The sequence below is a fragment of the Paralcaligenes sp. KSB-10 genome, from assembly GCF_021266465.1.
In the GTDB taxonomy this organism is placed as follows: Bacteria; Pseudomonadota; Gammaproteobacteria; order Burkholderiales; family Burkholderiaceae_B.
Window position 1 is genome coordinate 650440 of the sequence record NZ_CP089848.1, and the last position, 26868, is coordinate 677307.

The 26868-nt window shown below is 58.1% G+C and carries 22 protein-coding genes; 8 read left to right on the forward strand and 14 right to left on the reverse strand.

Annotated elements, in window-relative coordinates:
• Nucleotides 1–15: 15 nt before the first annotated feature.
• The 7 genes from LSG25_RS03000 to rpsB form a co-directional block, all read right to left on the reverse strand.
• Complete coding sequence (locus LSG25_RS03000) at nucleotides 16–1215, reverse strand: 1-deoxy-D-xylulose-5-phosphate reductoisomerase (protein WP_232743239.1); 1200 nt, start codon at nucleotides 1213–1215, stop codon at nucleotides 16–18.
• Nucleotides 1212–2075, reverse strand: a complete 864-nt coding sequence (locus LSG25_RS03005) for a phosphatidate cytidylyltransferase (RefSeq protein ID WP_232743240.1) — start codon at nucleotides 2073–2075, stop codon at nucleotides 1212–1214. The genes LSG25_RS03000 and LSG25_RS03005 overlap by 4 nt, the downstream gene beginning before the upstream one ends.
• A 9-nt stretch (nucleotides 2076–2084) precedes the next feature.
• The gene (uppS, locus tag LSG25_RS03010) at nucleotides 2085–2846 is read right to left on the reverse strand and encodes a polyprenyl diphosphate synthase (RefSeq protein WP_232743241.1); all 762 of its coding nucleotides are present in this window, start codon (nucleotides 2844–2846) and stop codon (nucleotides 2085–2087) included.
• A gap of 26 nt (nucleotides 2847–2872) precedes the next feature.
• Complete coding sequence (frr, locus tag LSG25_RS03015; protein WP_232743242.1) at nucleotides 2873–3433, reverse strand: ribosome recycling factor; 561 nt, start codon at nucleotides 3431–3433, stop codon at nucleotides 2873–2875.
• 13 nt (nucleotides 3434–3446) lie between these two features.
• Nucleotides 3447–4163 (reverse strand): UMP kinase, encoded by a 717-nt coding sequence (gene pyrH / locus LSG25_RS03020; protein ID WP_232743243.1) that lies wholly within the window; start codon nucleotides 4161–4163, stop codon nucleotides 3447–3449.
• A 97-nt stretch (nucleotides 4164–4260) separates the two neighbouring features.
• A complete protein-coding gene (tsf, locus tag LSG25_RS03025) occupies nucleotides 4261–5139 on the reverse strand; it encodes a translation elongation factor Ts (RefSeq protein WP_232743244.1) in 879 nt (292 codons plus the stop codon).
• 122 nt (nucleotides 5140–5261) lie between these two features.
• Nucleotides 5262–6011, reverse strand: coding sequence for a 30S ribosomal protein S2 (gene rpsB, locus LSG25_RS03030; RefSeq protein ID WP_232743245.1), 750 nt, complete (start codon nucleotides 6009–6011; stop codon nucleotides 5262–5264).
• Nucleotides 6012–6331: 320 nt separating this feature from the next.
• Between rpsB and map the strand changes: the two genes are divergently transcribed.
• The 4 genes from map to LSG25_RS03050 all read left to right on the forward strand — a co-directional run bounded on the left by map (nucleotide 6332) and on the right by LSG25_RS03050 (nucleotide 11043).
• Nucleotides 6332–7138: a type I methionyl aminopeptidase gene (gene map / locus LSG25_RS03035; RefSeq protein ID WP_232743246.1), complete on the forward strand. Its 807-nt coding sequence runs from the start codon at nucleotides 6332–6334 to the stop codon at nucleotides 7136–7138.
• A gap of 14 nt (nucleotides 7139–7152) precedes the next feature.
• Nucleotides 7153–9729 (forward strand): [protein-PII] uridylyltransferase, encoded by a 2577-nt coding sequence (locus tag LSG25_RS03040; protein WP_232743247.1) that lies wholly within the window; start codon nucleotides 7153–7155, stop codon nucleotides 9727–9729.
• Between the two features lie 28 nt (nucleotides 9730–9757).
• Entirely contained in the window at nucleotides 9758–10468 is a 711-nt protein-coding gene (locus LSG25_RS03045) for a MarC family protein (RefSeq protein ID WP_232743248.1), read from the forward strand.
• 95 nt (nucleotides 10469–10563) lie between these two features.
• Entirely contained in the window at nucleotides 10564–11043 is a 480-nt protein-coding gene (locus LSG25_RS03050; RefSeq protein WP_232743249.1) for a disulfide bond formation protein B, read from the forward strand.
• A gap of 70 nt (nucleotides 11044–11113) precedes the next feature.
• Here LSG25_RS03050 and purF read toward each other — a convergent pair whose 3' ends face one another.
• From purF to aceE, 7 genes are all read right to left on the reverse strand, one after another.
• Nucleotides 11114–12631 (reverse strand): amidophosphoribosyltransferase, encoded by a 1518-nt coding sequence (gene purF / locus LSG25_RS03055; protein WP_232743250.1) that lies wholly within the window; start codon nucleotides 12629–12631, stop codon nucleotides 11114–11116.
• A 21-nt stretch (nucleotides 12632–12652) separates the two neighbouring features.
• Nucleotides 12653–13141, reverse strand: coding sequence for a CvpA family protein (locus LSG25_RS03060; protein WP_232743251.1), 489 nt, complete (start codon nucleotides 13139–13141; stop codon nucleotides 12653–12655).
• On the reverse strand, nucleotides 13138–13953 hold the full coding sequence (locus LSG25_RS03065) for an SPOR domain-containing protein (protein WP_232743252.1): 816 nt from the start codon (nucleotides 13951–13953) through the stop codon (nucleotides 13138–13140). The genes LSG25_RS03060 and LSG25_RS03065 overlap by 4 nt, the downstream gene beginning before the upstream one ends.
• Nucleotides 13954–14010: 57 nt before the next feature.
• Complete coding sequence (gene folC / locus LSG25_RS03070) at nucleotides 14011–15306, reverse strand: bifunctional tetrahydrofolate synthase/dihydrofolate synthase (RefSeq protein WP_232743253.1); 1296 nt, start codon at nucleotides 15304–15306, stop codon at nucleotides 14011–14013.
• Nucleotides 15307–15383: 77 nt separating this feature from the next.
• A complete protein-coding gene (gene lpdA / locus LSG25_RS03075; protein WP_232743254.1) occupies nucleotides 15384–17159 on the reverse strand; it encodes a dihydrolipoyl dehydrogenase in 1776 nt (591 codons plus the stop codon).
• 9 nt (nucleotides 17160–17168) lie between these two features.
• Nucleotides 17169–18524 (reverse strand): dihydrolipoyllysine-residue acetyltransferase, encoded by a 1356-nt coding sequence (gene aceF, locus LSG25_RS03080; RefSeq protein WP_232743255.1) that lies wholly within the window; start codon nucleotides 18522–18524, stop codon nucleotides 17169–17171.
• Between the two features lie 13 nt (nucleotides 18525–18537).
• Nucleotides 18538–21246, reverse strand: a complete 2709-nt coding sequence (gene aceE / locus LSG25_RS03085) for a pyruvate dehydrogenase (acetyl-transferring), homodimeric type (protein ID WP_232743256.1) — start codon at nucleotides 21244–21246, stop codon at nucleotides 18538–18540.
• Nucleotides 21247–21511: 265 nt separating this feature from the next.
• Here aceE and LSG25_RS03090 point away from each other — a divergent pair, with 265 nt between their 5' ends.
• The 4 genes from LSG25_RS03090 to LSG25_RS03105 are packed head-to-tail and all read left to right on the forward strand — an operon-like array spanning nucleotide 21512 to nucleotide 26842.
• Nucleotides 21512–23269, forward strand: coding sequence for a PAS domain-containing sensor histidine kinase (locus LSG25_RS03090; protein ID WP_232743257.1), 1758 nt, complete (start codon nucleotides 21512–21514; stop codon nucleotides 23267–23269).
• A complete protein-coding gene (locus LSG25_RS03095; RefSeq protein WP_232743258.1) occupies nucleotides 23266–23892 on the forward strand; it encodes a response regulator transcription factor in 627 nt (208 codons plus the stop codon). Before LSG25_RS03090 ends, LSG25_RS03095 begins: the two co-directional genes overlap by 4 nt.
• Nucleotides 23889–24743: a bifunctional methylenetetrahydrofolate dehydrogenase/methenyltetrahydrofolate cyclohydrolase FolD gene (folD, locus tag LSG25_RS03100; RefSeq protein ID WP_232743259.1), complete on the forward strand. Its 855-nt coding sequence runs from the start codon at nucleotides 23889–23891 to the stop codon at nucleotides 24741–24743. The genes LSG25_RS03095 and folD overlap by 4 nt, the downstream gene beginning before the upstream one ends.
• A gap of 23 nt (nucleotides 24744–24766) precedes the next feature.
• Nucleotides 24767–26842, forward strand: a complete 2076-nt coding sequence (locus tag LSG25_RS03105) for a M3 family metallopeptidase (protein ID WP_232743260.1) — start codon at nucleotides 24767–24769, stop codon at nucleotides 26840–26842.
• The last annotated feature ends 26 nt before the right edge of the window (nucleotides 26843–26868 follow it).

Here is a 26868-nt window from a genome sequence, read left to right on the forward strand (position 1 = left end):
GTTCCTGGGCAGGCCTTATTTTACATGGCATAACTGCGACGCAAACGAGCGGGCTTCGGCATCAAACGCCAGCACTTCTTCAAGCGAATCCAGGCTTGAGCCGACTTGGCCCGCCATACGGTCCAGACACCCTTCAATAATGTGGGATATTTCGGTATAGCGGATTTTTTGTTTCAGAAAACAGTCGACGGCGATCTCATTGGCGGCGTTCAAGGCCACGCACGCCGTCTGGCCCGCCCCAAGCGCCTCGAAAGACAGCCTCAAACAAGGGAATCGTTCCAGATCGGGCTGTTCGAAATCAAGCCGGCCCAAAGCGGTCAAGGCCAACAGCCCCACTCCACTGGTGATGCGTTCCGGAAATCCCAGGCCATAGGCGATAGGCGTGCGCATATCGGGCTGCCCGAGCTGTGCCAGGATGGAGCCATCTTCATACTCCACCATGGAGTGGACCATGCTTTGCGGATGGATAACCACCTGTATGCGATCGACCGGCATGGCAAACAGCCAGTGTGCCTCGATGACCTCAAGCCCTTTGTTCAGCATTGTGGCAGAATCGACGGAAATCTTGCGCCCCATGCTCCAGTTCGGATGAGCGCAGGCCTGATCGGGCGTTACATCGTGAAGTTGCTCGAGCAATGTCGTCCGGAATGGCCCTCCGGAGGCCGTCAGCAGCAAACGCCGGACGCCTTTGGCCGGTTGCACGCCGACATCGGCTCGGCCGCCATGCGGCAGGCACTGGAAGATGGCGTTGTGCTCGCTGTCGATAGGCAACAACTCGGCGCCATGGTCGCGAACGGTTTTCATGAACAGGCTTCCTGCCGCCACCAGCGCCTCTTTATTGGCCAGCAGCAGCCGTTTGCCGGCTCGCGCCGCCGCCAAGGCCGCGGGCAAGCCCGCCGCGCCCACAATGGCGGCCATGACGGTCGTAACCTCCGGATCTGCCGCGCTTGCCGCAAGAGCATCGGCTCCGATCCGGATTTCGGGCAATTTCCGGCCTGATGGCCAGGCCAGCATAAAACGCTGACGGGCCGGCTCGTCGGGCACGATGACAACGGCGGCCTGCGTTGCCCAGGCCTGGGCAGCCAGTTGCTCGATCCGGCTATGCGCGCTCAAGGCATAGACCGACAGCGTGTCGGGATGACGCGCGATTACATCAAGCGTATTGACGCCGATCGATCCGGTCGAACCCAGTACGCACACACGCTGGAACTTCATGAGAACCACGCTCCGGTTAATAATAGTGCAATCGGCGCAACCGGCAACAAAGCGTCGAGCCGGTCATAGACTCCGCCGTGGCCGGGCAGCAACTGGCTGGAATCCTTTACCCCTGTTCGCCGCTTCAGCAGCGACTCGAACAAATCGCCGATAATCGACAGCGCCGCCAGGAACGCCGCCAGGAAGGCCACACCCCACCAGGACCAATGCTGCATCAGCGCGGCCCCGAAACTGCCTTCCCGGTAACTGCTCAGCATTACCCACAGCATACTCGCTATAACTCCACCCAAGGCGCCCTCCCAGGTCTTGCCCGGACTCACTCGGGGCGCCAGTTTATGGCGCCCGAGCGCCTTTCCGGCAAAATAGGCTCCAATATCGGCAAACCAGATCATGGCCAGCAAAGAGACCAGGAACCAGGCTCCGTGGGTGAGAAAGAGTTGAACCAGGGCGCCCCACGCGGCAGCGACGGCAAACACGGCAAATGCACTCAGACAAATGCTGCCTCGCCTGCTTGACGAATCGCCCTGTATAACGATGGCGGTCGCGCCCAGGACCCAGATCGCTCCTACCAGGGGCATTATCCAGCGATTCAGGCCGTGTTGAACGTCGATAGCCCAGCGGGCAGGAGCAAGGGCGAGCCATTGGTCCGCCAGTGCGCACATGGCAAGCGCCATCACAAAGGCTATAACAGGCGGTGCAAGGCTGCGTTGGGCAGGCCACGTAAGGCGCAGCCATTCCCACAGGGCGCAGGCGGCCGCAAGGGTCAGGAGCAGCACCAAAGGCCACGGACTGCGAACCAGCACAGCCCCCAGCAATACCGCCAACAGCACAATTGCGGTGATTACTCTCTGCCTCAGCATGAGGGCCCCCTATTTATTGTTTTCGGCAAGTTGCGCACTGGTGCGCCCGAACCGGCGCTCACGCGTCCGGTACCATTCAAACGCCCTATCGATTTCCTCCGCCCCGAAGTCGGGCCAGTAGTCATCCGAAAAATACAGCTCGGTATAAGCAAGCTGCCAAACCAGAAAATTGGAAATGCGCTGCTCCCCACCGGTACGTATGAACAAGTCCGGCTCGGGCGCCCACGACATGGACAGGTATTCGCCGAACAGGGATTCGTCTATCGCCTGCGGCTGCCCGGCCAGCGCCGGGCGATCACGCAGCAAGGCATGCATGGCCTGGAGAATGTCCCAACGCCCGCCGTAGTTGGCGGCAATAGTCAGGTTCAGCGTCGAATTATGAGCAGTGCGCTCTTCGGCCGCATGGATCAGGCTTTGCAGCTTGGGCTCGAAAGCGGACAAATCGCCAATTACCCGCAAGCGCACGCCCTGCCCTTCAAGCTTGGCAACTTCTTTTTCCAGCGTCTGTATGAACAGGCGCATGAGCAGCGAGACTTCTTCTTTGGGGCGCCGCCAGTTTTCGGAGCTGAAGGCGAACAGCGTCAGGTACTCGACGCCGCGTTTGCCGCAGGCCTCGACCACGCGCCGCACGGCCTGCACACCGCGAGCGTGTCCGGCCGTGCGCGGTAAAAAACGCTTGGTAGCCCAGCGGCCGTTTCCGTCCATGATCACAGCCAGATGCCGAGGTACCTCGGCACTCCTGGGTATGGATAATGTGGAACTGGTCAACATGCTTGCAGGCGATAGGCGACGGGAGATCAAACCGTCATGATCTCGGCTTCTTTCTGTGCCACCAGCTTGTCGATCTCGGCCACATTGCGATCGGTCAGCTTTTGTATGTCGTCCTGGGCACGACGTTCGTCGTCTTCCGATATCTCTTTGTCTTTGACCAGTTTTTTGAGCGTTTCATTGGCATCGCGGCGCAAATTGCGCACGGCGATCTTGGTGTCTTCGCCTTCGGTGCGCACCACCTTGGTCAGGTCGCGGCGACGCTCTTCGGTCAGGGCAGGCATGGGGACGCGAATATTGTCGCCCATGGCCTGAGGATTCAGGCCCAGATCGGAGTCGCGTATCGCCTTTTCAATCAGGGCTGTCATTTTCTTTTCCCAGGCCTGCACGTTGATCGTGCGCGCATCGACCAGGTTGACATTGGCAACTTGGCTGATGGGTACCGGGGAGCCGTAATACTCGACCATAACGTGATCCAGTATGCCTGCGTGTGCCCGGCCCGTACGAATTTTCGACAGGCTGATCTTGAGCGTATCAAGTGATTTCGCCATACGTGATTCAGCCGATTTCCTGACCTCTGCAACACTCATTGCAATTCCTTTATCAAACGTGAACTAAGGTGCCCTCGTCTTCGCCGCAAACAGCGCGCTTGAGCGCACCCAGCTTATTGATCGAGAATACTTTAATTGGTAATTTTTGATCGCGGCACAAGGCAAACGCGGTCGCATCCATCACCTCGAGGCGACGCACAATCGCTTCATCGAAGCTGATCCGGGCGTAGCGGGTCGCACTGGGATCCTTGTTGGGGTCGGCACTGTATATGCCATCGACCTTGGTTGCTTTCAAGACAATTTCGGCACCGATTTCGGCACCGCGCAACGCAGCGGCGGTATCGGTGGTAAAAAACGGATTGCCGGTGCCGGCCGCGAACACCACCACCTTGCCTTCTTCGAGGTAGCGCAAGGCCTTGGGGCGTATATAGGGTTCGACCACCTGATCGATATTCAAGGCCGACTGCACCCGGGTATCGATGCCGCGGTGCTTGAGCGCGTCTTGCAATGCCAGGGAATTCATGACAGTGGCCATCATTCCCATGTAGTCGGCAGTGGCACGATCCATGCCTTGAGCGCCTGGGGCCACGCCACGAAAGATATTTCCGCCGCCTATGACGATTGCCAGTTCGACACCCAGCGTGGCGACTTCGGCGATTTCTTCGGTCATGCGCAGGATAGTCGAGCGGTTGATCCCGAAAGCATCCTCTCCCATCAGCGCCTCGCCGGAAAGCTTGAGAAGAACACGCTTATACGCTCTGGTGGTCATAGATAGTATCCCGGTTAAACAAACAATCCAACGAAAGTGTAAGTCAGAGTTGGATTATGCGTCAGCAGAACCCAACTCTTTGTTGCTTAATATTGCATTAAGCAGCGCCAGCGGCGGCAGCGGCCACTTCAGCAGCGAAATCGTCGGTCTTTTTCTCGATCCCTTCGCCCACGACATACAGTGCGAATTGATTGATTGAAGCGCCCTTTTCTTTCAGCATCTGAGCGACAGTCTGTTTGTCGTTTTTAACGAATGGCTGCGACAGCAAAGTGACTTCCTTGAGGAATTTCTGCACAGAACCCTCAACCATCTTGGCCACGATTTCGGCAGGCTTGCCCGATTCTGCCGCCTTCTGTTCGGCCACCGAGCGCTCCGTGGCGATATCGGCGGCGGCAACACCGCTGACGTCAAGGGCGCGGGGCTTGGTAGCCGCAATGTGCATGGCCAGGTCTTTGCCGATCTCTTCGGTGCCGGAAAATTCGACGAGCACTCCGATTTTGCCGCTGTGGACATAACTGGCCAGTTGCTTGTCGGTGGCAATGCGGTGGAAACGGCGCACCGAGATATTCTCGCCAATCTTGCCGATCAGGGCGGTACGAGTCGATTCGACCGTGCCTTCCCCCATGGGCAAAGCGCTCAGGGCGGCGACATCGGCGGGGTTTTGCGTAGTAGCCAGCTGGGCCAGTTGCTTGATGAAATTGACGAAATCATCGTTTTTAGCGACGAAATCGGTTTCGCAATTGACTTCGATAACCGTGCCTTGCTTGGCATCGGGAGCGATGTACAGACCTATCAGGCCTTCGGCGGTCACACGGCTTGCCGCTTTGCTGGCCTTGTTGCCCAATTTGACACGGAGCAGCTCTTCTGCACGAGCCAAATCGCCGTCAGCTTCAGTCAGTGCCTTCTTGCACTCCATCATGGGCGCGTCGGTCTTTTCACGCAATTCTTTAACCATCGATGCGGTAATTTGAGCCACTATTTTCTCCAATTCACTAAAACTCGCCCCGGCCGGGCCGGGGCAAAAACACATGTCATGCCGCAGGCCCGTAGCAATCACGGGCCTGCGGGTGCCGGGGCGTTTCGCCCGGGCACATGCATTTACTCGCGTTCTTCGTTGACTTCGACGAACTCTTCGCTGCCTTCAGCGATTTCTTCGACCAGACCGTTCAGATTCTGTTCGCGGCCTTCGAGTACGGCATCAGCCATTCCACGGGCGTACAGAGCGATAGCCTTGGCCGAGTCATCATTGCCTGGAATAATGTAATCGACGCCATCGGGCGAATGGTTGGTATCGACCACTGCAACAACGGGGATACCCAAAGTCCGGGCTTCCGCCACGGCAATTTTGTGATAGCCGACGTCGATGATAAACAAGGCATCGGGCAATGTGTTCATGTCCTTGATGCCGCCGATGGCCTTGTTCAGCTTTTCCAGTTCCCGGTCGAACATGAGCGCTTCTTTCTTGCTCATGCGCTCGGTCGCGCCCTCAGCCAGCGCCGCTTCCATTTCCTTCAGGCGCTTTACCGAACTCTTGACGGTTTTGAAATTGGTCATCATGCCGCCAAGCCAACGGCTGTCGACAAAAGGCATGCCGCAACGGGCTGCTTCCGCGGCAACCAATTCGCGCGCTGCGCGCTTGGTTCCCACAAACAGGACGCTGCCGCCGCGAGCGGCGATCTGGCGCACAAACTTGGTGGCCTCCTGAAACTTGGCAACGGTTTGTTCCAGGTTGACGATATGAATCTTGTTGCGATGGCCGAAAATGTAAGGGGCCATCTTGGGATTCCAATAACGGGTCTGGTGGCCAAAGTGCACACCAGCTTCCAGCATTTCACGCATTAAAGACATAGATTTCTCCAAGGGTTTAGTCTTGTGCCAGGCCAGTATTCGGTAAAATCAACCAAACACCCTATGTGGATGACAAGGCACGCGATTTTCGCAACTTTGGTTCATTGGGTTTGCATTGGAATTTTGCTGCTCGTTTCAGCTGTTCATCTCCATTGTTGGCCTCGGCATGCATCATCGCGCCGTTACAACAAGAAACACAAACAATAAAGCCGCAAACACTTCCAACTGCTCCCAACTACCCCATTGCTGCAGACAGTCTTCCTGTTTTTTCAGGAAAGCCTATAATTCTACTATCTTTAGCCCATCTTCTTCAAGCCACTATGAGTAGTATTGTTACCGACCCCACCGATCTGAACAAAATGCGGGCTGCCTGCCAGGACGCGGCCAAGGTTCTCGACTTCCTGACACCCCATGTGCGCGCCGGCATCAGCACCGGCGAACTTGACCGTCTCTGCCTCGACTATCTCGATGAGCTGAAGGTCGAATCGGCTACCGTGGGCTATGCGCCGCCCGGGTATACGCCTTTTCCCAGCTCGATCTGCACCTCGGTGAACCATGTCATTTGCCACGGCATTCCGGGCGACAAAGTACTCAAGAATGGCGACATCATGAATATCGATGTCACCATTATCAAAGATGGCTGGTTTGGCGACACAAGCCGCATGTATTACATAGGCGAGCCGTCGATACTGGCCAGGCGCCTGACCGAAATAACCTACGACTGCATGTGGCTTGGCATCGCGCAAGTCAAACCCGGCGCCACGCTGGGCGATATCGGGCATGCCATACAAAAATACGCCGAGAGCCATGGCTTTTCGGTGGTGCGGGAATATTGTGGCCACGGGGTCGGCCGAAAATTCCACCAGGATCCTCAAATCCTGCATTATGGAAAGCCCGGAACCGGCGTAAAGCTGGTGCCCGGCATGATTTTCACCATCGAACCCATGATCAACGCCGGCCGCAAGGACATACGTCAACTGGCCGACGGCTGGACCGTCGTTACACGCGACCACAGCCTTTCAGCCCAGTGGGAACACAGCCTGCTTGTTACCGACACCGGCTACGAGGTTCTCACTGTTTCCGAAGGCATGCCTCGCCCGCCTGCCTTTATTGCCACACCCCAGTAACAACCATACGGACCATGAGCGCAAGCCCCCTGATTTCCTTGCGCGACAGCTTGAATCAGCGGCGTCAGGAAGCCATCGGGCAATTTCGCGAACATCTGCGTCCCGAAACACTGCTGACGGCCCTGCGGCGGGTCACTGATCAGGCCTTGCGCGAATTGATCAAACTCTATCCGCTGCCCGCCCACGCCACGCTGGCCGCGGTGGGCGGCTATGGAAGAGGCGAACTTTATCCGCACTCCGACATCGATGTCCTCATTCTCCTGACGGCGCCCCCTTCCGATACCGATACCGCCCAACTGGAAGCGTTGGTTGCGGCCTTGTGGGATCTGGGACTGGACCTGGGGCATAGCGTACGCACCATTGCCGATTGCCAACGCGAAGCGGCCAACGACATTACTGTCGAAACCTCGCTTATGGAAGCTCGCTGGCTGGCCGGCAGCAAGGATTTATTGCATGCGCTCAGGCATGCCATGCACGATCAGCTTGATGTGCAGACTTTTTTCCAGGCCAAGCGGGCCGAAATGCAGCAACGTCACGCGCGGCATCAAGACACCCCCTACGCGCTCGAGCCCAACTGCAAGGAAGCCCCGGGCGGATTGCGGGATCTGCAGGTTATCTTGTGGCTGGCCCAGGCGGCCGGACTGGGGCATACCTGGCGTGAAATAGCGCGGGCACAGCTATTGACTCCGACCGAATACCGTTCCTTGCGCCGCGCCGATCTGGCATTCAAACGCCTGCGCATCGAGCTGCACCTGCTCACAGGGCGGCGTGAAGACCGAGTGCTGTTCGACCTGCAGCCTGCTCTGGCTGCCGTGTACGGTTTTCAGGCCATGAAGAACCGTCGGCCCAGCGAAATCCTGATGCAGCGTTATTACTGGGCCGCCCGATCGGTCAATCAGTTGAACACCATCCTGATGCAGATTTTCGAGGAGCGGCTTTTTCCTCAACCCGACGCACCGGTGCGCGTCATCGATGACGACTTCTGCATGGTCCAGAATCGCCTTGAAATCCGCCGGGAAGACGGATTCGCGCGCAACCCGACCCTGTTGCTCCGGGCCTTTCTGGTGATGCAGGAGCTTCCCGAACTGCTGGGGCTGTCGGCGCGAACTCTCCGTGCCATGTGGCACGCCCGACGCCGCATCGATGCGCAATTTCGCCGCAATCCCGTCAATCGGCGCCTGTTCATACAAATACTGCAGCAGCCTCGAGGTATCGTGCATGCGCTGAGGCGCATGACCATGCTTAATATCCTGCCGCGTTATCTTCCGATATTCCGGAAAATCGTCGGACAAATGCAGCACGATTTATTCCACGCCTATACGGTCGACCAGCATATCCTCATGGTCATACGCAATTTGCGGCGTTTCACCATGCCGGAGCATGCCCAGGAATACCCCCTGGCCAGCCAATTGATGGCTGGAGTCGATCGGCATTGGCTACTGTACATAGCGGCATTGTTTCACGACATCGCCAAAGGGCGCGGAGGCCATCATTCCGAACTGGGCGCCCTGGATGCCCGCCGCTTTTGCCATGAACACGGCCTTGACAATGCCGACACGCAATTGGTGGAATTTTTGGTGCGCGAACACCTGACCATGTCGAATTTTGCGCAGAAACGCGATCTTAGCGACCCCGGTGTAGTGCACGAATTTGCCCGCTGCGTGGAAAATGAGCGCCAGCTCACCACCCTGTATCTGCTTACCGTAGCGGATATACGCGGCACCAGTCCAAAGGTCTGGAATTCATGGAAGGGCAAGCTGCTCGAAGACCTCTACCGCCTGACCCTGCTGGCCCTGGGAGGTTCGCAGCCCGATACCCGCACCATACTGGCGCAGCGCAAAGAGGCCGCCGCCGCTGAAATTCGCCTGATGGGTTTACGCGACGAAAGCCGCGACGCCTTCTGGGAACAACTCGACGTCGCCTATTTTCTGCGTCATGAAGCCTCGGAAATTGCCTGGCATACGCGCCATCTGTACTATCGCGTAAATTCCGTCGAACCTGTCGTCAAGGCCAGAGTCATCGGCCAAAACGAAGGGCTGCAGATCATGGTGTATACCCGCGACGTCAGCGAGTTGTTCGTGACCCTCTGCCACTACTTCGACCATCGCGCCCTGAGCGTCCAGGAAGCACGCATTCATACGACCCGCCACGGTTGGGCGCTTGACAGCTTTATCGTGCTTTTGCCCAGCCATGAAAAGGACTTCCGTTCGCAGGCCGCGCTGATTGAACATGAGCTGGCCGAAAAGCTCAGTCGAAGCAATGCACCCAGGCCAAGCTATAGTATCCAGCGGCGCGCCGGCTCGCGACGCTCCCGGGTATTTCCCATCGTGCCCAATATCGAATTGCAACCCGACGAAAGCGGCATTTCGTGGCGCCTGTCGATTAGCGCGGCCGACAGGCCAGGGCTGCTCTACGGCCTGGCACAGGTCTTCGCCACTCATGCGGTCAGCGTCAAAATGGCCAAGGTCATGACCTTGGGCGATCGTGTAGAAGACATTTTCATCATCGAAGGCGATGTGCTTGGCCATCCTCGCCGTCAACTGCAGTTCGAACGCAGTCTATTGACCAAACTTGACGAGACGGACTCGTGAGCCACTTTTACAGCGCAAAATATTTCTCATGACTCTTAATGACTTTATCGCCAACTTCGGGCGCAGCTTCCTGTTTGCACTGGCCACGCTGCTGCCCATACTCAACCCGCCGGCCGTTGCCCCATTGTTCCTCAGCCTGACTGAAGGCGCCAGCGCCACGACGCGCACGCAACTGGCGCAGCGTGTATCCGTCAATATTTGCGTCATGCTGGTCGTTGCCATGATCGCCGGCAATATCGTGCTGGATTTTTTTGGCATTTCTTTACCCATCGTCCGGGTCGGCGGAGGACTGCTGGTCATCGCCAGCGCCTGGCAACTGGTCGGCGCCTCGACGCCAGACGCCGAACATGCACAAAATATGGCCGAGGCTTATTCCAGCGAGCAAATCCGCTCCAAGGCGTTCTACCCACTAACTTTCCCCATGATTTGCGGGCCCGGATCTCTGGCGGCCGCCATCACGGTAGGCGCCACCTTGCACACAGAAAGCACCTCCGAGAGCCTGTCGAAGCTGGCCGGATCCATTCCCGCCATACTCGTCGCTTCGCTTATCGTGTACTTCTGCCTGAGATTTGCCGCTCAGTTCCTGCATAAACTAGGGTCGAGCGGAACCGCTGTGCTCATGCGCCTGTCCGCATTCATACTGCTCTGCCTGGGCGTGCAAATCGTCTGGGACGGCGCACACGAGTTGCTGCTGAACCTGCTGCGCGAAGCGGCCGCCATGACCGCGGCGAACCATTAGCACGATGCGCTGTCCAAACGGGCCACACTCATCGCAGCCCTGACCGGTATGATGATTATTCACCCGCCAACCTCTTGCCAAACCCTGCCCATACTATGACCAACACAAATCGCAAGCTTTTGCACATCACCGCCCTGCTATGCATCGCCGCAGTCGCTCTTGCCCTGATATCGCAGCATCTGTTCAATATGCGGCCCTGCGCATGGTGCGTATTGCAGCGCCTGATCTACCTGTCGATCGCCATTTTTTGCTGGCTGGGGCTTTTACTCGAGCGTGTCCGGATTCTGCCGCGTATTGCATCCCTGATCGGCGTCTTGCTCAGCATAGGTGGCGTGATGGCGGCCTGGTACCAATACAGCGTTGCGGCAAAAATGTTTTCGTGCGACCAGACGTTTGCCGATAAATTCATGGTCCAGACCGGGCTGGATGCCCATGTGCCTTGGCTCTTCGGCATTTTCGCCTCCTGCATGGATGCCAGGGTCAAAATTCTCGGCGTCGAATACGCCATATGGAGTCTGGGTCTGTTTTGCCTGCTCGGCGCCCTGAGCCTGATTGCGCTGATCCGGCGTCGTTGATTCCATTCCTGCGAAAGAGCACAGTACGTTTTCGTAGGTACCGCCCTGTGGGGGTACCTACAAACACAATTCAGGCGTCGTCCGCATCGTCGCCGTCAGCCGCAAGGCTGCCACCGGAGCGCTCCCGCGATGCTGCTCCGCGCGTCTGGCTCAGGCGTTCGAGGTAAGCCGCGTCGATATCGCCGGTGACATACTGGCCGTTAAAGCATGATGACTCGAACTGGCTAAGGCCCGGATTCAAGTTGCGTATCGATTTTTCCAGATCGCCCAATTCCTGGTAGACCAGCGCATCGGAACCAATCTCGCGCGAGATCTGATCCGTGTCACGGCCCGTGGCAATCAGCTCCGTCTGCGTGGGCATGTCGATGCCGTAGACATTGGGGAACCGCACGGGGGGAGCCGCCGAGGCGAAAAAGACCTTGTTGGCGCCGGCCGCGCGGGCCATGTCGACGATTTCGCGGCTGGTGGTGCCGCGCACGATGGAATCATCGACCAGCAGAACATTTTTGCCCTTGAACTCCATATCGATGGCATTGAGCTTCTGGCGTACGGATTTCTTGCGGACCGCCTGGCCTGGCATGATGAAGGTACGGCCGACATAGCGGTTCTTGATGAATCCTTCGCGATAATTCAAATTGAGCCGCGCGGCAAGCTGCATGGCCGAGGGCCGCGAAGAATCCGGGATGGGCATGACTACATCTATTTCACCCAGGCGCAAGGTCTTGGCAACATTGTCGGCCAGGTATTCCCCCATGTTCAGGCGGGCATCGTAAACCGACACGCCGTTCATCAAGGAGTCGGGCCGCGCAAAATATACGTACTCGAACACGCATGGGGTATGCACGGGATCAATTGCGCACTGGCGACTGGTAAGCTTGCCGTCCAGATCGATCCAGACCGCTTCGCCGGGAGCCACATCGCGCACAAGCGTGAAGCCGCAGCCGGCCAGCGCCACGGACTCGGACGCTACCATCCACTCGGTGCCCTCATCGGTTTCCAGCGAGCCCAGACACAGGGGACGTATTCCGAACGGATCACGAAAAGCCACCATGCCGTAATTCGCAATTTGCGCGATGACCGCATAAGCGCCCTTGGCGCGCCGATGCACCGATGAAACAGCCGAAAAAATGGCGTTTTCGTCAAGCGATACCCCGTTGGCCGCCAATTGCAGCTCGTGGGCGAAAACATTCAGCAGGACTTCCGAATCGGAATTGGTATTGATATGCCTGCGGTCGATCCTGAACAGTTCTTCGCGCAACTCGCGCCAGTTGGTCAGATTGCCATTGTGCACGAAGGTAATGCCAAATGGCGCATTCACGTAAAAAGGCTGAGCCTCGTCGACGCTATCGCTGGAACCTGCCGTGGGATAGCGCACCTGCCCCAGGCCGCTCGACCCCGGCAGAGAACGCATATTGCGAGTACGGAACACATCGCGCACCAGGCCATGGGCCTTGTACATATTAAAAAAATGATCGGATGAGGTCGCTATTCCGGCAGCGTCCTGTCCTCGGTGCTGCAGCAGCAGCAGGCTGTCGTATATCAACTGATTAACAGGGCCCTGACCTGAAACCCCAACAATTCCACACATTTTAAATTCCTGTCAAATCAATTAATACGGCAACCACGATGCCAAAGACGGGGGCAGCAACAATTTGATTTCCTGAACCCCGCGAACCGCTGTACCCGACAATTGAGCGTCCCGCCACCACGGCTCCTTGGGCAACTCGGTATAACCCGCCGCGGATACCAGAATCAGTATGATCAAAAGTCCGCGCACCAAGCCAAACAAGGCCCCCAGGCCGTGATCGGCCGGTGTCAGGCCGGTTTTTTTAATCAAGGTCCCGAGAGTTACGTTTACGAGGCCAATCAGTAAGAGCATCACAATGAATACCGCCGCATAAGCGGCGGCGGTGCGTAATAGCCCATTCTCGAGATAAGGGGTCAACCAGACGGATACCCTGGGCCCCCACCATATGGCCGCAATAAAGGCCACCAGATAAGCGATCAGCGAGAGTACCTCTTTCATGAGCCCCCGGAGAAGCCCAAGAAATGCCGACACACCAAGGATGGCCAGCACGATGTAATCGAAGCTGGTCACTTAGTGGAAATGAAACCGTTATCATAGCCCAGGGCACGCAAGCGGGCCTGGGCGGCCTGCGCGGCCTCTCGAGTGGGAAATGGGCCGACTCGCAGACGGTACGTCGATTTGCCCCCTGATGTGCCCGATTCGACATAGGCATTGGTGACACCCGACGACGCCAGACGTTCACGGCGATTCTGGGCGTCTTTATCGGTGGTATAAGCGGCGATCTGCAGGACATAATTGCCATGCGCCGCAGGAGCCGGCGCCGTTTTGCCGGGCGAACGGCCTTCAAGCAGCGCAATGGCCACGGCGCCATCATCGGTACGCTCCACCTTTGGCTTGGATTCGTGCCTGGATTCAGTTTTCTTTTCGGCGGGCTTGGGTTTGGCTTCTGGCTTGGGCTCAATCTTGGCCACGGGCTTGGCCTGCTCGACAGGAGCCGCCGCTTCGGGCGCAGCGTTCGTTGTGGCGTCGGCTTCGGTGCCCGGCGTAGCTGCAGGAGGTACAGGTGCATCGGTAACCGCGCCACCGGTCGTGGAGCCAGACTCGGAACCAGGAGCAGCCGGCGCGGATTGCGGTTCGGTCGTGGCGGCCGGGGGAACAATAGCAGGTACGACGGCAGGCGTATTGGCCTGATTGGGTGACGGTGAGGTATCGAGCAGCATCGGCACGATAATGATGGCGGCCAGTACCAGCGCCAAAGCTCCGATCAGGCGGCGCCGCGCGCGACCGCGAAGTTCCTTGGCCTGAGCTTCGCTGGAAGATGAGGAACGCGATGCGGAACGGCCAGAACTGGAGGCAGACTCGTTACGAGAAAACAATCCCATGGGCGACAACCTTTATTGGCAAGCTGCATACCGCCTGCCCTGAAAACATTAATTAACCTAGCGCCCGAGTTCCTTCAATACCGGACCAACAGTAGAAAAAGAGCCGAACACGAGAATTCTATCACCCTGGGCCGCCTGTTTTCGCGCTTCGGTAAATGCTTGAACCGGATTTACAAAATTTGATACAGTTACGGGCTCTTTACCTGGTGGCGGCAAGACCTCGCGCACCATGTCGGCCAATTGCTCGCCACTGGTACCCCTGGGCCCCTCGATAGTGGCGCAATACCAATGGTCCACTCGCGAAACGAGTTTGGCCAGCACGCCCTTGATATCCTTGTCGTTCAGCATGCCGACCACCGCGTGCGTGTAGGGATAAAACGCCATGCCGTCAAGATTCTGCGCCAGTGCCGCCGCCGCATGGGGATTATGGGCAACATCCAGCACTATGGTCGGTTGTCCCGGCAGGATCTGCAAGCGGCCCGGCAGCGAGGCTTGCGACAGGCCCAAACGCACAGCCTGTTGCGGCACCACGAGCTTATCGCGCAGCGTTTCAAGAGCGGCCAGCGCCGCGGCGGCGTTCAATAACTGGTTTGCGCCGCGCAAGGCGGGATAAGCCAGGCCACTGCGGCGCTGGGAGCGGCCACCATAAGCCCATTGCTGGCGGTCGCCCGAATAATTGAAGTCCTTACCGAAGAGACGCAGATCCGCACCAATTTGGCTGGCATAATCGATCAGGCTTTGCGGCGGAACCGGATCGGCGCAAATGGCCGGACGTCCGGAACGATAGATATGGGCCTTTTCATAGCCGATTTTTTCGCGCGTGTCACCCAGCCATTCAGTGTGATCGATATCGACGCTTGTCACGATGGAACAGTCGGCATCCACCAGATTGACGGCATCAAGCCGGCCTCCCAGGCCGACTTCGAGAACAACGGCATCGAGCCTGTTCTGTTCGAACATCAGCAAAGCGGCCAGCGTGGTGTACTCGAAATAGCTCAACGACACTTCGCCGCGCGCGGCCTCGATGCGGACCAGTTGCTCGATGATCGCCGCATCGCTGGCATTTTCGCCATTGACACGTATGCGTTCGTTGAACTTGATCAGATGCGGCGACGTATACAGGCCAACGCGATACCCCGCAGCCAGCAAAATGGCTTCCAGCATGGCGCATGTAGACCCTTTGCCATTGGTGCCCCCCACCGTTATCGTTACGAACGGATACTTCAGCGCGAGCTTTTCTGCAACCACACGGATTCGCTCAAGTCCGAGTTCGATCGGCCTTCTGTGCAAGGACTCCAGATACGCAAGCCACTCCGATAAGGATGCCGCACTGCCGGGTGTAACAAGAGACATGATGATAAGTGCTTTATAAAAAACAACGGTGGGCCAAAGCTGCGCCCACCGTCAAGACATGAACGACTATATACAGTTTACTTGCGGCGCACCGGAGGCAAGTCGGTGCAACTGCCTTCGGCTACTTCGGCAGCCATGCCTATGGATTCGCCCAGGGTCGGATGAGGGTGTATGGTTTTGCCGATATCGACCGCGTCGGCGCCCATTTCGATCGCCAGGGCAATCTCGCCGATCAAATCGCCGGCATGGGTGCCCACAATGCCTCCTCCGACGATGCGGTGCGTCTCCGCACTGAACAGCAGCTTGGTAAATCCTTCGTCGCGTCCATTGGCAATGGCACGGCCCGAGGCTGCCCAGGGGAACAGGCCCTTTTCAATGGCAATACCTTCTTTTTTCGCCTCTTCCTCGGTCAAGCCCACCCAGGCAACTTCGGGATCGGTATACGCCACGGAAGGAATGACCCGGGCATCGAAATAGCTTTTTTGCCCGGCAATGACTTCGGCGGCGACATGGGCCTCATGCACGGCCTTGTGCGCCAGCATGGGCTGCCCGACGATATCGCCTATCGCGTAAATGTGCGCAACGTTGGTGCGCATTTGCTTGTCGACTTGAATGAAGCCCCGATCGCCGACGGCCACTCCCGCCTTGTCGGCCGATAGCTTGTTGCCGTTGGGAGCACGCCCCACGGCCTGCAGCACCAGATCGTAGCGTTGCGGCTCTTTGGGCGCATTCTCGCCCTCGAAACTGACCCAGATGCCATCGTCTTTGGCTTCGGCCCCGACCGTCTTGGTGTTGAGCATGACATGGTCGAAACGCCTGGCGTTCATTTTTTCCCAAACCTTGACCAGATCGCGGTCAGCGCCTTGCATCAGGCCGCCCAGCATTTCGACCACATCGAGCCTGGTTCCGAGCGCCGAATATACCGTACCCATTTCAAGGCCAATGATGCCACCGCCGACAATCAGCATTTTTTTGGGAATGCCTGCCAGCTGCAACGCCCCTGTCGAGTCGACGACACGGTCATCATTGGGCATGAAAGGCAGCTTCACCGACTGGCTGCCGGCGGCGATGATGGCCGACTTGAACTGCACGGTTTGCGTGGCGCCATTGCTGGCCTGCACCGTGACATGATGAGGATCGGCAAACTGGCCAAGCCCGGTCAGCACCTTGACTTTGCGCGCCTTGGCCATGCCGGCCAGGCCGCCTGTCAGCTTGCCCACCACGCCATCCTTGTAGCTGCGAAGCTTGTCCAGGTCGAACGCCGGCGCGCCGAATGAAACGCCATGAGAAGCCAGCGCCTGGGCCTCTTCGGCAACGGCCGCGGTGTGCAGCAAGGCCTTGGAAGGAATGCAGCCTACATTCAGGCAGACGCCGCCCAGTGTCTCGTAGCGCTCGACCAGCACGACGCTCAGACCCAGATCGGCGGCCCTGAATGCGGCCGAATAACCGCCTGGGCCGGCGCCCAGGACCAATACGTCGCACTCGGCGTCGATCGTCCCGGAATAGCTCGCCGCGGCCGGAACTTCCGCTACGGCCGGCGCCGCCACGGGCGCTTTGACTGCAGCCGCCTCGGGGCCAGGACCTTGCGGCGCGGGCTTGGGCGTGTCGGCCGCCGCGGCAGGCTCGATTTCCAGCATGGGCGAACCCTTGGCCACCTTGTCGCCGACTTTGACAAGAATCGTTTGCACGACACCGCCGTGCGAGGCAGGAATTTCCATTGAAGCCTTGTCGGATTCGACGGTAATCAGGCTTTGCTCGGCTTTGATCGTGTCGCCCGAGGCAACCAAAACCTCGATTACCTCGACTTCGGCAAAATCGCCTATGTCGGGCACCAAAAGAGTCTGTGTACTCATAATGCCCTCCTAGAGCGCAATGCGACGGAAATCGGCCAGCAGGCCAGCCAGATAAGCGTTGAAACGTGCCGCCAAAGCACCATCGATGACGCGATGGTCATACGATAGGGATAGTGGAAGCAACAGGCGCGGCTGAAATGCGGCGCCATCCCACACCGGAGCATGAGACGAGCGCGAAACACCCAGTATTGCCACTTCGGGCGCATTGATGATGGGCGTGAACGAGGTACCGCCAATACCGCCAAGCGAGGAGATCGAGAAGCAGCCGCCCTGCATCTGGGCCGGCGACAGCTTGCCATCGCGGGCTTGCTTGGCCAATTCGGACGTTTCAGTGGCCAGCTCGACAATCCCCTTGCGGTCGGCATCGCGTATAACCGGCACGACCAGGCCATTGGGCGTATCTGCGGCAAAACCGATGTGGTAGTACTGCTTCAGAATCAGATCGTCGCCATCGAGCGAAGCGTTGAACTCGGGGAATTTCTTGAGCGCCGCCACAACGGCCTTGATCAGGAACGCGAGCATAGTCACCTTAATACCCGCTTTTTGGTTTTCCTTGTTCAGGGTAAGGCGCAAAGCCTCGAGATCGGTAATATCGGCCACATCGTTGTTGGTGACATGGGGAATCATTACCCAGTTTCGATGCAGATTGGCACCGGATATTTTCTTGATGCGCGAAAGAGGCTTGGCCTCGATGGGGCCAAACTTGGCAAAGTCGACTTTAGGCCAGCCCAGAACGCTGAGTCCGCCCACACCGGCCGCGGCCGAGGAACCCGCCCCGCTGCTCAAGGCCTGCTTGACGTATTGCCGCACGTCGTCCTGGGTGATCCGGTGCTTGTCGCCCGTTCCGCTCACCGATTGAAGATTGACGCCGAGTTCGCGTGCGAACTTGCGTACCGACGGCGAGGCATGCGGCAGATTGCGCGAAGGCACGTCGGCATCCGCGTAGGACGCCGTGGGTGAATGGCGCTCAACCGGCACCGATGCCAGTGCCGCGCCAGGCGTTGCCGCCGGAGCCGGAGCTGAAGCCGGCGCCTTTGCAGGAGCTGGTGATGCGGCAAGCGGCGCGGCTTGTGGGGCGGGAGCAGGCGCCGCGGCCGCCTCCGGTTTGGCCGAGGCTTCGGCCTGAGCGGCTTCAAGCTCAAGTATGACCGAGCCTTCCTTGACTTTATCGCCCACCTTGACCTTGAGCGACTTGACGACGCCAGCGGCTGGCGAAGGAATTTCCATCGACGCCTTGTCGGATTCGACGGTAATCAGGCTCTGCTCCGCGTTGATCGAATCACCGGCGGCTATCAGCAATTCGATAATCTCAACCTCGCTGAAGTCGCCTATGTCCGGTACCTTGACTTCTATGACGTTACTCATGTTTATCTCCCCCTCAGGCGTGATGCGGATTGGCTTTATTGACATCAATGCCATATTTTTTAATCGCTTCAGACACCTTCTTGAGCGGCACGGTTCCCTCATCGGCCAAGGCTCGCAACGCCGCCAGCACAACAAAGTGGCGATCGATTTCAAAGTGCTCGCGCAATTTGTTGCGGAAATCGGATCGGCCGAAGCCATCGGTACCCAGGACCCTGAAGCTGCGGCCTTTGGGAACGAAGGGGCGAATCTGATCGCCGTATGCCTTGACGTAATCAGTGGACACCACGATGGGGCCGACGCTGTCCTGCAATTGCCGGGTCACATAGGCGACAGGAGCATCTTTATCTTCGGGATTGAGCATCTGATGGCGTTCGCAGTCAAGGCCATCGCGGCGCAGCTCGGTAAAGCTCGTGACGCTCCAGAGATCCGAACCCACGCCCCAGTCGTTCTGCAGCAGTTCCTGTGCGGCCAGCACTTCGCGCAAAATGGTGCCCGAACCCATGAGCTGGACTCGCTGCGCGCCCTTGCCCACCGACTTGAATTTGTACATGCCGCGAATAATTCCCTCTTCGTCGCCGGCGGTCAAACCGGGCTGGGGGTAGTTTTCGTTCATGACCGTGATGTAGTAATACACGTTCTCCTGATTTTCGACCATGCGCCGCAAACCGTCTTGAATAATCACAGCCAGCTCGTGCCCGAAAGTCGGATCGTAGGACACGCAATTGGGAATCAGCGCCGATTGAATATGGCTGTGCCCATCCTCGTGCTGCAAGCCCTCGCCGTTCAGGGTAGTACGGCCGGCCGTACCGCCCAGCAAGAAGCCGCGTGCCTGCATGTCGCCGGCCGCCCAGGCCAGATCGCCGACGCGCTGGAAGCCGAACATCGAGTAGTAGATGTAAAACGGAATCATGATGCGGTTGTTGGTGGAATACGACGTCGCCGCCGCGATCCACGAGCTGAACGCGCCCGCTTCGTTGATACCTTCCTGCAGCAATTGGCCGTCGGCCGTTTCGCGGTAGTACATCACCTGGTCTTTGTCGACCGGCGTGTATTTCTGACCTTCCGGCGCATAAATGCCGATCTGGCGGAACAGGCCTTCCATACCGAAAGTACGGGATTCGTCGGCCAGGATGGGCACGACGCGCGGAGCCAGTTCTTTATCGCGCAGGATTTGATTGAGAACCCGCACAAATGCCTGAGTCGTGGAAATTTCCCGCCCCTCGACCGTGGGCTCGAGCACCGCTTTGAATGCCTCGAGCTTCGGCGCATGCAGATGCTCGTCGGCCTTGGTGCGCCGGTGTGGCAGATAGCCCCCCAGCGCATTGCGACGAGCATGCAGATACTTCATTTCGGGGGAATCTTCCGCCGGCTTGAAATATGGAATTTCTTCGAGCTTGTCGTCGGGCACGGGGATATTGAAACGGTCGCGGAATTCGCGTACGGAGTCTATATCCAGCTTCTTCTGCTGGTGGGTCGGGTTCTTGGCTTGCCCAACATGGCCCAGGCCGTAGCCTTTGATGGTTTTGGCCAGGATGACGGTGGGCTGGCCGACGTGATCATTAGCCGCGGCAAATGCGGCATACACCTTGTGCGGATCATGTCCGCCGCGATTCAGGCGCCAAATATCGTCGTCGCTCATGCGGCTGACCATTTCAAGCAGCTTGGGATGTTTGCCGAAGAAGAATTCGCGCACGAACGCCCCGTCGTTTGCCTTATAAGCCTGATATTCGCCATCGACGCTCTCTTGCATGATGCGCCGTAAAATACCTTCTTTATCGCGCGCCAGAAGCGGATCCCAGTAGCCACCCCAAATCAGCTTGATAACATTCCAGCCGCTACCGCGAAAATCGCCCTCGAGTTCCTGAATGATTTTTCCGTTGCCGCGCACCGGGCCGTCGAGGCGTTGCAAATTGCAATTGATGACGAAAATGAGGTTATCGAGCTTTTCGCGGGAAGCCAGGCTGATTGCACCCAGGGATTCGGGTTCGTCCATCTCGCCATCGCCGCAAAATACCCAGACCTTGCGCTTGCTGGTGTCGGCAATGCCGCGCGCGTGCAGGTACTTGAGAAAACGCGCCTGATAAATGGCCATCAGCGGCCCCAGCCCCATGGAAACCGTGGGAAATTGCCAGAACTCGGGCATCAGCTTGGGATGCGGGTATGAAGGCAGGCCTTTGCCGCCCACTTCCTGGCGGAAATGGTCGAGCTGATCGTCGCTAAGACGGCCTTCTAGATAGGCGCGACCGTACATGCCGGGCGAGGAGTGACCCTGGAAATAAACCAGATCGCCGCCATGGCCTTCGCTTTCGGCGTGCCAGAAATGGTTTTGGCCGCAGCCTATCATGGTAGCCAAAGAAGCGAACGAGGCAATATGGCCGCCCAGGTCGCCGCCATCGGCCGGGTGATGCTTGTTGGCCTTGACGACCATCGCCATGGCGTTCCAGCGCACATACGAACGAATGCGTTCTTCAAGAATCAGATTGCCGGGATGCGGGGGCTCGAGCCCCGGCGGTATAGTATTGACGTAGGCGGTGTTGGCCGAAAACGGAATATGCACTCCAGAGCGGCGGGCCAGGTCGATAAGACGTTCGAGCAGGAAATGAGCCCGTTCAGGTCCTTCCCGGTCCAGTACGGCTTCAAGCGCCTCGAGCCATTCTTGTGTTTCGAGCGCTTCGTCACCCGAAGCATCGGCAATTGCATGGACTTGATCAGAAGAGGACATCAGGTGTCTCCTGTTTTTTTAAGTAGTGAATCGAACACGAACAACAACCATACCGTTGTTTGACGTTATACCCCAAACTTGCCGTAATGCGACTGGGCTGTCCTGGTTCGACTGCCGATCACATAAAACAGCGGGATGTAATCATTCTAGGAAAGACTCAAAGGTTGATCAAGAAAAATTTCACTTTACGGTATGAGTTTTTATAATATGAAATTTAAAAGAGCGCGTAACAGTCTAAAATGCGTCATGCAATCCACACTAAGCTATGGCGAGCCCCTCTAAAAAATCCCTCATCCCGACGACGTTCTACGAACAGGCGAAAAATAACCGGCGCGGCTTCTACTGGCTGACGCCGGTTGTCGTCCTGGTCTTGTATTTATGCGTAATGGGGGTCTTCATCTGGCTGCAGCGCCTCCATAACGATAGCGTCATGTTCGTGACGATCGACCAGGAAACACGCCAGCAACGACTCATCATGGTCGTTATCGCCCTATCCTGCGTCATCGTGCTGAGCCTGCTGGCCTTGTGGCGCTATACGCGCTACCGAACCCGGGCCGAATCGGCGCTGATCGCCGAAACAGGCTTTCGCCGCGCCATGGAAAATTCCATGTCGACCGGCATGCGCGTTTTTGACATGCATGGCCGCATTGCGTACGTCAATCCGGCATTCTGCCGCATGATAGGCTGGAACGAGGCCGACCTCATCGGCCGCACAACCCCATTCCCGTACTGGTTGCCGGGTCGCCACACACAGCACCAGGAAACCCTGGATATCCTGCTGTCGGGCCGCACGCCCAGCAGCGGCCTCGAGGTCGAAGCCCAGCGCCGGGATGGGTCGCGCTTCACCGCGCGCATGTATGTTTCTCCTTTGCGGGACCCCAACGGCGAACAAATAGGCTGGATGACGTCCATGACCGACATCACCGAGCCCAAACGCATACGCGAGGCGCTTACCGCCGCGCACGAACGCTTCATGACGGTGCTCGAAGGCCTGGATGACGCCATCTCGGTTGTAGCCGATACCCCGGACGGCCTGGAGCTTCTTTTCGCCAATCGTACCTACCGCCGCTTTTTCGGCGCGCAATCGAACGGCCACGGCGAGTTGCTGGGCGGCCGTCTGGGCCGTTTTACCGATGAAACCGTCGAAGTTTTCTCGGAATCGGCCCAACGCTGGTTTGAAGTGCATCACCGGATACTCGCCTGGACCGACGGCCGACGGGTACGCCTGCAAGTTGCCCGCGACATTACCGAACGCCGCACTCACGAGGAAGCCTCGCGCGTACAGCAGGAAAAGATTCAACTGACCAGCCGCCTGACGACCATGGGCGAAATGGCCTCGTCCCTGGCGCATGAACTCAATCAGCCGCTAACGGCCATTTCCAACTACAGCATGGGCGCGGTGGCCATGATCAAGGCGGGCAACATACAGCCCGAAATCCTTCTGACCGCGCTTGAAAAGGCAGCCAACCAGGCTGAACGCGCCGGCAAGATCATCAGCCGCATCCGCGAATTCGTCAAACGCAGCGAGCCCCGCCGCCAGCGAGTGGCGGTAACCCAGATTCTCGATAACGCCATTGGCTTTGCCGACATCGACGCCCGCAAGCGCCAGGTCGACATCGAAAGACACTTGCCGCAACTATTGCCCGAAGTCATGGCCGACCCCATTCTTATCGAGCAAGTATTATTGAATCTGCTCAAGAACGGCATCGAGGCAATGGAAAAAAGCGACTACCGGGTGTTGCACGTTGTCGTCACCGACCAACACCCCCTGGTCGAAATTTCGGTAGTCGATCGCGGGCATGGCCTGCGCGATCCGGAAAGGCTGTTCGAACCGTTCTACAGCACCAAGTCCGAAGGCCTCGGCATGGGGCTTAATATCTGCCGCACCATTATCGAATCGCATCACGGCCGTCTTTGGGCCAGCGCCAACCCCGATGGTGGAACGATTTTTCGCTTTACCCTGCCTTGCGCGACGCCACAAGCATCTGACAAGACCGAGACCTCCCAGGAGCTGCACGTATGAGTACACCCCAAGCACCCAGTACCATTTTTATTGTGGATGATGACGAAGCGGTACGCGATTCCTTGCGCTGGCTGCTCGAAGCCAACGGCTACCGGGTCAGGAGCTTCGGCGGCGCCGAAGAGTTCTTGAACGCCTACGACCCTGAACAGGTTGGCGTACTGATCGCCGATGTGCGCATGCCGGGCATGAGCGGGCTGGAGCTGCAGGAAGAACTGCTGGCGCGGCAGGCGCCTTTGCCCATCGTGTTCATCACCGGCCACGGCGACGTGCCGATGGCGGTCTCGACGATGAAAAAAGGCGCTGTCGATTTTCTGGAAAAACCCTTCAACGAAACCGACCTGCGCACGATCGTCGCCAATATGCTGCAACAGGCCAGCGAGCGCGTAACGCAGGTGCAGGCGCAGAAAACTCATCAGGCCGTATTAAGCCGGCTGACCGCGCGCGAGCAACAAGTGCTGGAACGCATCGTGGCAGGCCGCCTGAACAAGCAAATCGCGGGCGACCTGAATATCAGCATTAAAACAGTAGAAGCCCATCGGGCAAATATCATGGAAAAACTCGAGGTCACCACCGTAGCAGATCTGATGAAAATAGCCCTGACCAAAGCGGAAGGCACAGCATGAGCGCTCGACTCATTGACGGCAAGGCGCTGTCCGATGCCATCAAGGCCGAAGTTGCACAACGTGTGGAAAGCCTGAAAAGCCAAGGCGTCGTGCCCGGCCTGGCTGTAGTCCTGGTTGGCGAAGACCCCGCTTCGCAGGTGTATGTCCGCAACAAAGCCGCAGCATGCGAAAAATCGGGCCTGCATTCGAAGGTCATTCGTCTGCCGTCCGATATCAGCGAAGACTCCCTGCTCGATGTCGTGCGTGAACTCAACGACGATCCAGCCATACACGGCATACTGGTACAACTGCCGCTGCCCGGGCACATGAACTCGAGCAAAGTCATCGAGACGATCTCGGCCGCCAAAGATGTCGACGGCTTTCACATCAGCAATGCCGGCCTGCTCATGACGGGCCGGCCGCTGTTTCGCCCCTGCACACCCTATGGAATCATGAAAATGCTGGAGTCCGAGCAGGTAGTCCTGCGCGGAGCCGAGGCCGTAATTGTCGGCGCCAGCAATATCGTGGGCAAACCCATGGCCATGCTCCTGCTGGCGGCAGGCGCGACTGTCACGCTATGCAACTCCAAGACGCGCGACCTTGGCGCCCAGACCCGCCGTGCCGACGTGCTGGTCGTGGCAACCGGCAAGCCCGAGATGATCAAGGGCGACATGGTCAAACCCGGCGCAATCGTCATCGACGTGGGCATCAACCGCAAGGCCGACGGCAAGCTTACCGGCGATGTCGAATTCGAATCGGCGCGTAAAGTTGCTGCCGCCATTACACCTGTACCCGGCGGCGTTGGCCCCATGACCATAGCGATGCTGCTGGTCAACACTCTGGAAGCCGCCGAACGCTCCCTGCCCCATTAGTTTTTGCGGACCCTGCCCAGCACATGAATCAAAACCCCTTAATCGTACCGATCGATGCGCTCATTGATTACGCGGCCATTACGCCTGCGCATATCGTGCAGGCGATTGGCGAACTCATAGCCATTGCGCGGATTGCCGTCGACAAGGCCGCCGACCCCGCGCTGGAAGCCAATTGGGATGAAATCGTCGAGCCAGTCGAAAATGCCTCCGAGCCGCTTTGGCGCGCCTGGTCGATTGCCGGTCATTTGAACGCCGTTGTCGATACTCCCGAACTGCGTGAAGCCTACAACCAGTGCCTGCCGCAGGTGACCGAATTTTCAACTTGGCTGGGCCTGCACACCGGCCTGTATGCGCAATATCAACGCCTTCAAGCCAGTCCGCACTACGCGGCCATGACGCCGGCACGCCGCCGCATCATTGATCTGGCCCTGCGCGATTTCCGGCTGGGCGGCGTCGAACTGCAGGGTGAGCAACGCGAGCGCTATGCGCTGATCTCCGAGCAAGAAGCCCAGGCCTCGCAGAAATTTTCTGAAAATGTACTCGATGCCACGGATCGATGGTCCTTGCATATCGAGGACGAAACCCGCCTGCATGGCCTGCCGGAAGACGTCAAACAGGCAGCGCACACGGCCGCTGCCGCCGACAAGCTGCCAGGCTGGAAGCTCACGTTGAAAATGCCCTGCTACTTGCCCGTCATGCAATATGCACAGGACAGGGCGTTGCGCAACACAATGTACCGGGCCTATGCCACCCTGGCGTCCGAACAGGGCGAAGCGGAGCTGGACAATTCCGGGCTTATCGAACAGCTATTGCGCCTGCGCGCCGAAGAAGCCCAACTTCTGGGCTATCAGGACTTCGCCGATCTGCGCCTGCAAACCCGTATGGCCGACAACGCGGGGCAAGTCCTGGACTTTCTACGCGAACTGGCTCGCAAAGCCAAGCCTCATGCCGTGCGCGACTTGGCCGAGCTGCGGGAATTCGCCAAAGCCAGGCTGGGACTGGAGCCGCTCGAAATCTGGGATGTTCCTTTTGCCACCGAACGTTTGCGGCAAGAACGCTATGCGTACTCGGAAGAGGAAATCAAACCTTATTTCACCGAGCCTCAAGTATTGAAAGGCCTGTTCGAGGTCATTGAAAAATTGTTCAATGTGCAGGTCCGGGCGTCCAGTGCGGCAACCTGGCATGCCAATGCCAGGGCCCTGCAAATCGAAACCCCCGAAGGCCGGCTTCTGGGACATTTATTTATCGATTTGTATGCCCGCGCGGGCAAGCAAAGCGGCGCCTGGGTCGATAGCGAGCGTAATCGCCGCAGGCTGCCCGACGAGCGTATACAAACGCCCATTGCCTATCTGACTTGCAATTTTTCAGCGCCACAAAACGGTAAGCCGGCGCTGCTCACGCACGACGATGTCATTACTCTGTTCCACGAAAGCGGACATGCCCTGCATGCCCTGCTCTCCGAAGTCGACGACCCGGCCGCCGCCGCTTTCGCCAGCGTCGAATGGGACGCGATCGAACTACCTTCTCAATTCATGGAGAATTTTTGCTGGGAATGGTCGGTGGTTCAAGCTCTGTCGGCGCATGTCGACAGCGGTGCAAGCCTGCCGCGCGATCTATATGGCAAGCTGCTGGCGGCCAAAAATTTCCAAAGCGGCATGCAGACTGTCAGGCAAATCGAATTTGCGCTCTTCGACATGATTATCCATCATCAGAAATCCGGCCTCGGCACCCAGGCCGTACTGGACGTGCTCAATCAGGTTCGCCAGGAAGTAGCCGTCCTGTTTCCGCCTCCCTGGCAGCGCTTTCCGCATAATTTTTCACACTTGTTCGCCGGCGGGTATGGTGCGGGTTATTACAGCTATAAATGGGCCGAAGTCCTGTCCGCCGACGCCTACGCCGCTTTCGAAGAAACCGCCCGGGTCGACGAGGATCAAACCCGCGACACTCTGGTTGCCGAAACCGGCCGGCGTTTTCGCGAGGAAATACTGGCTGTGGGCGGATCACGCCCTGCCGCCGATTCGTTCAATGCTTTCCGCGGCCGAGCGCCGAATATGGACGCCCTGCTGCGCCACAGCGGCATGACGCCTCCGGATCTATAATTACTTAGCCTTAGTCGAGCACAACA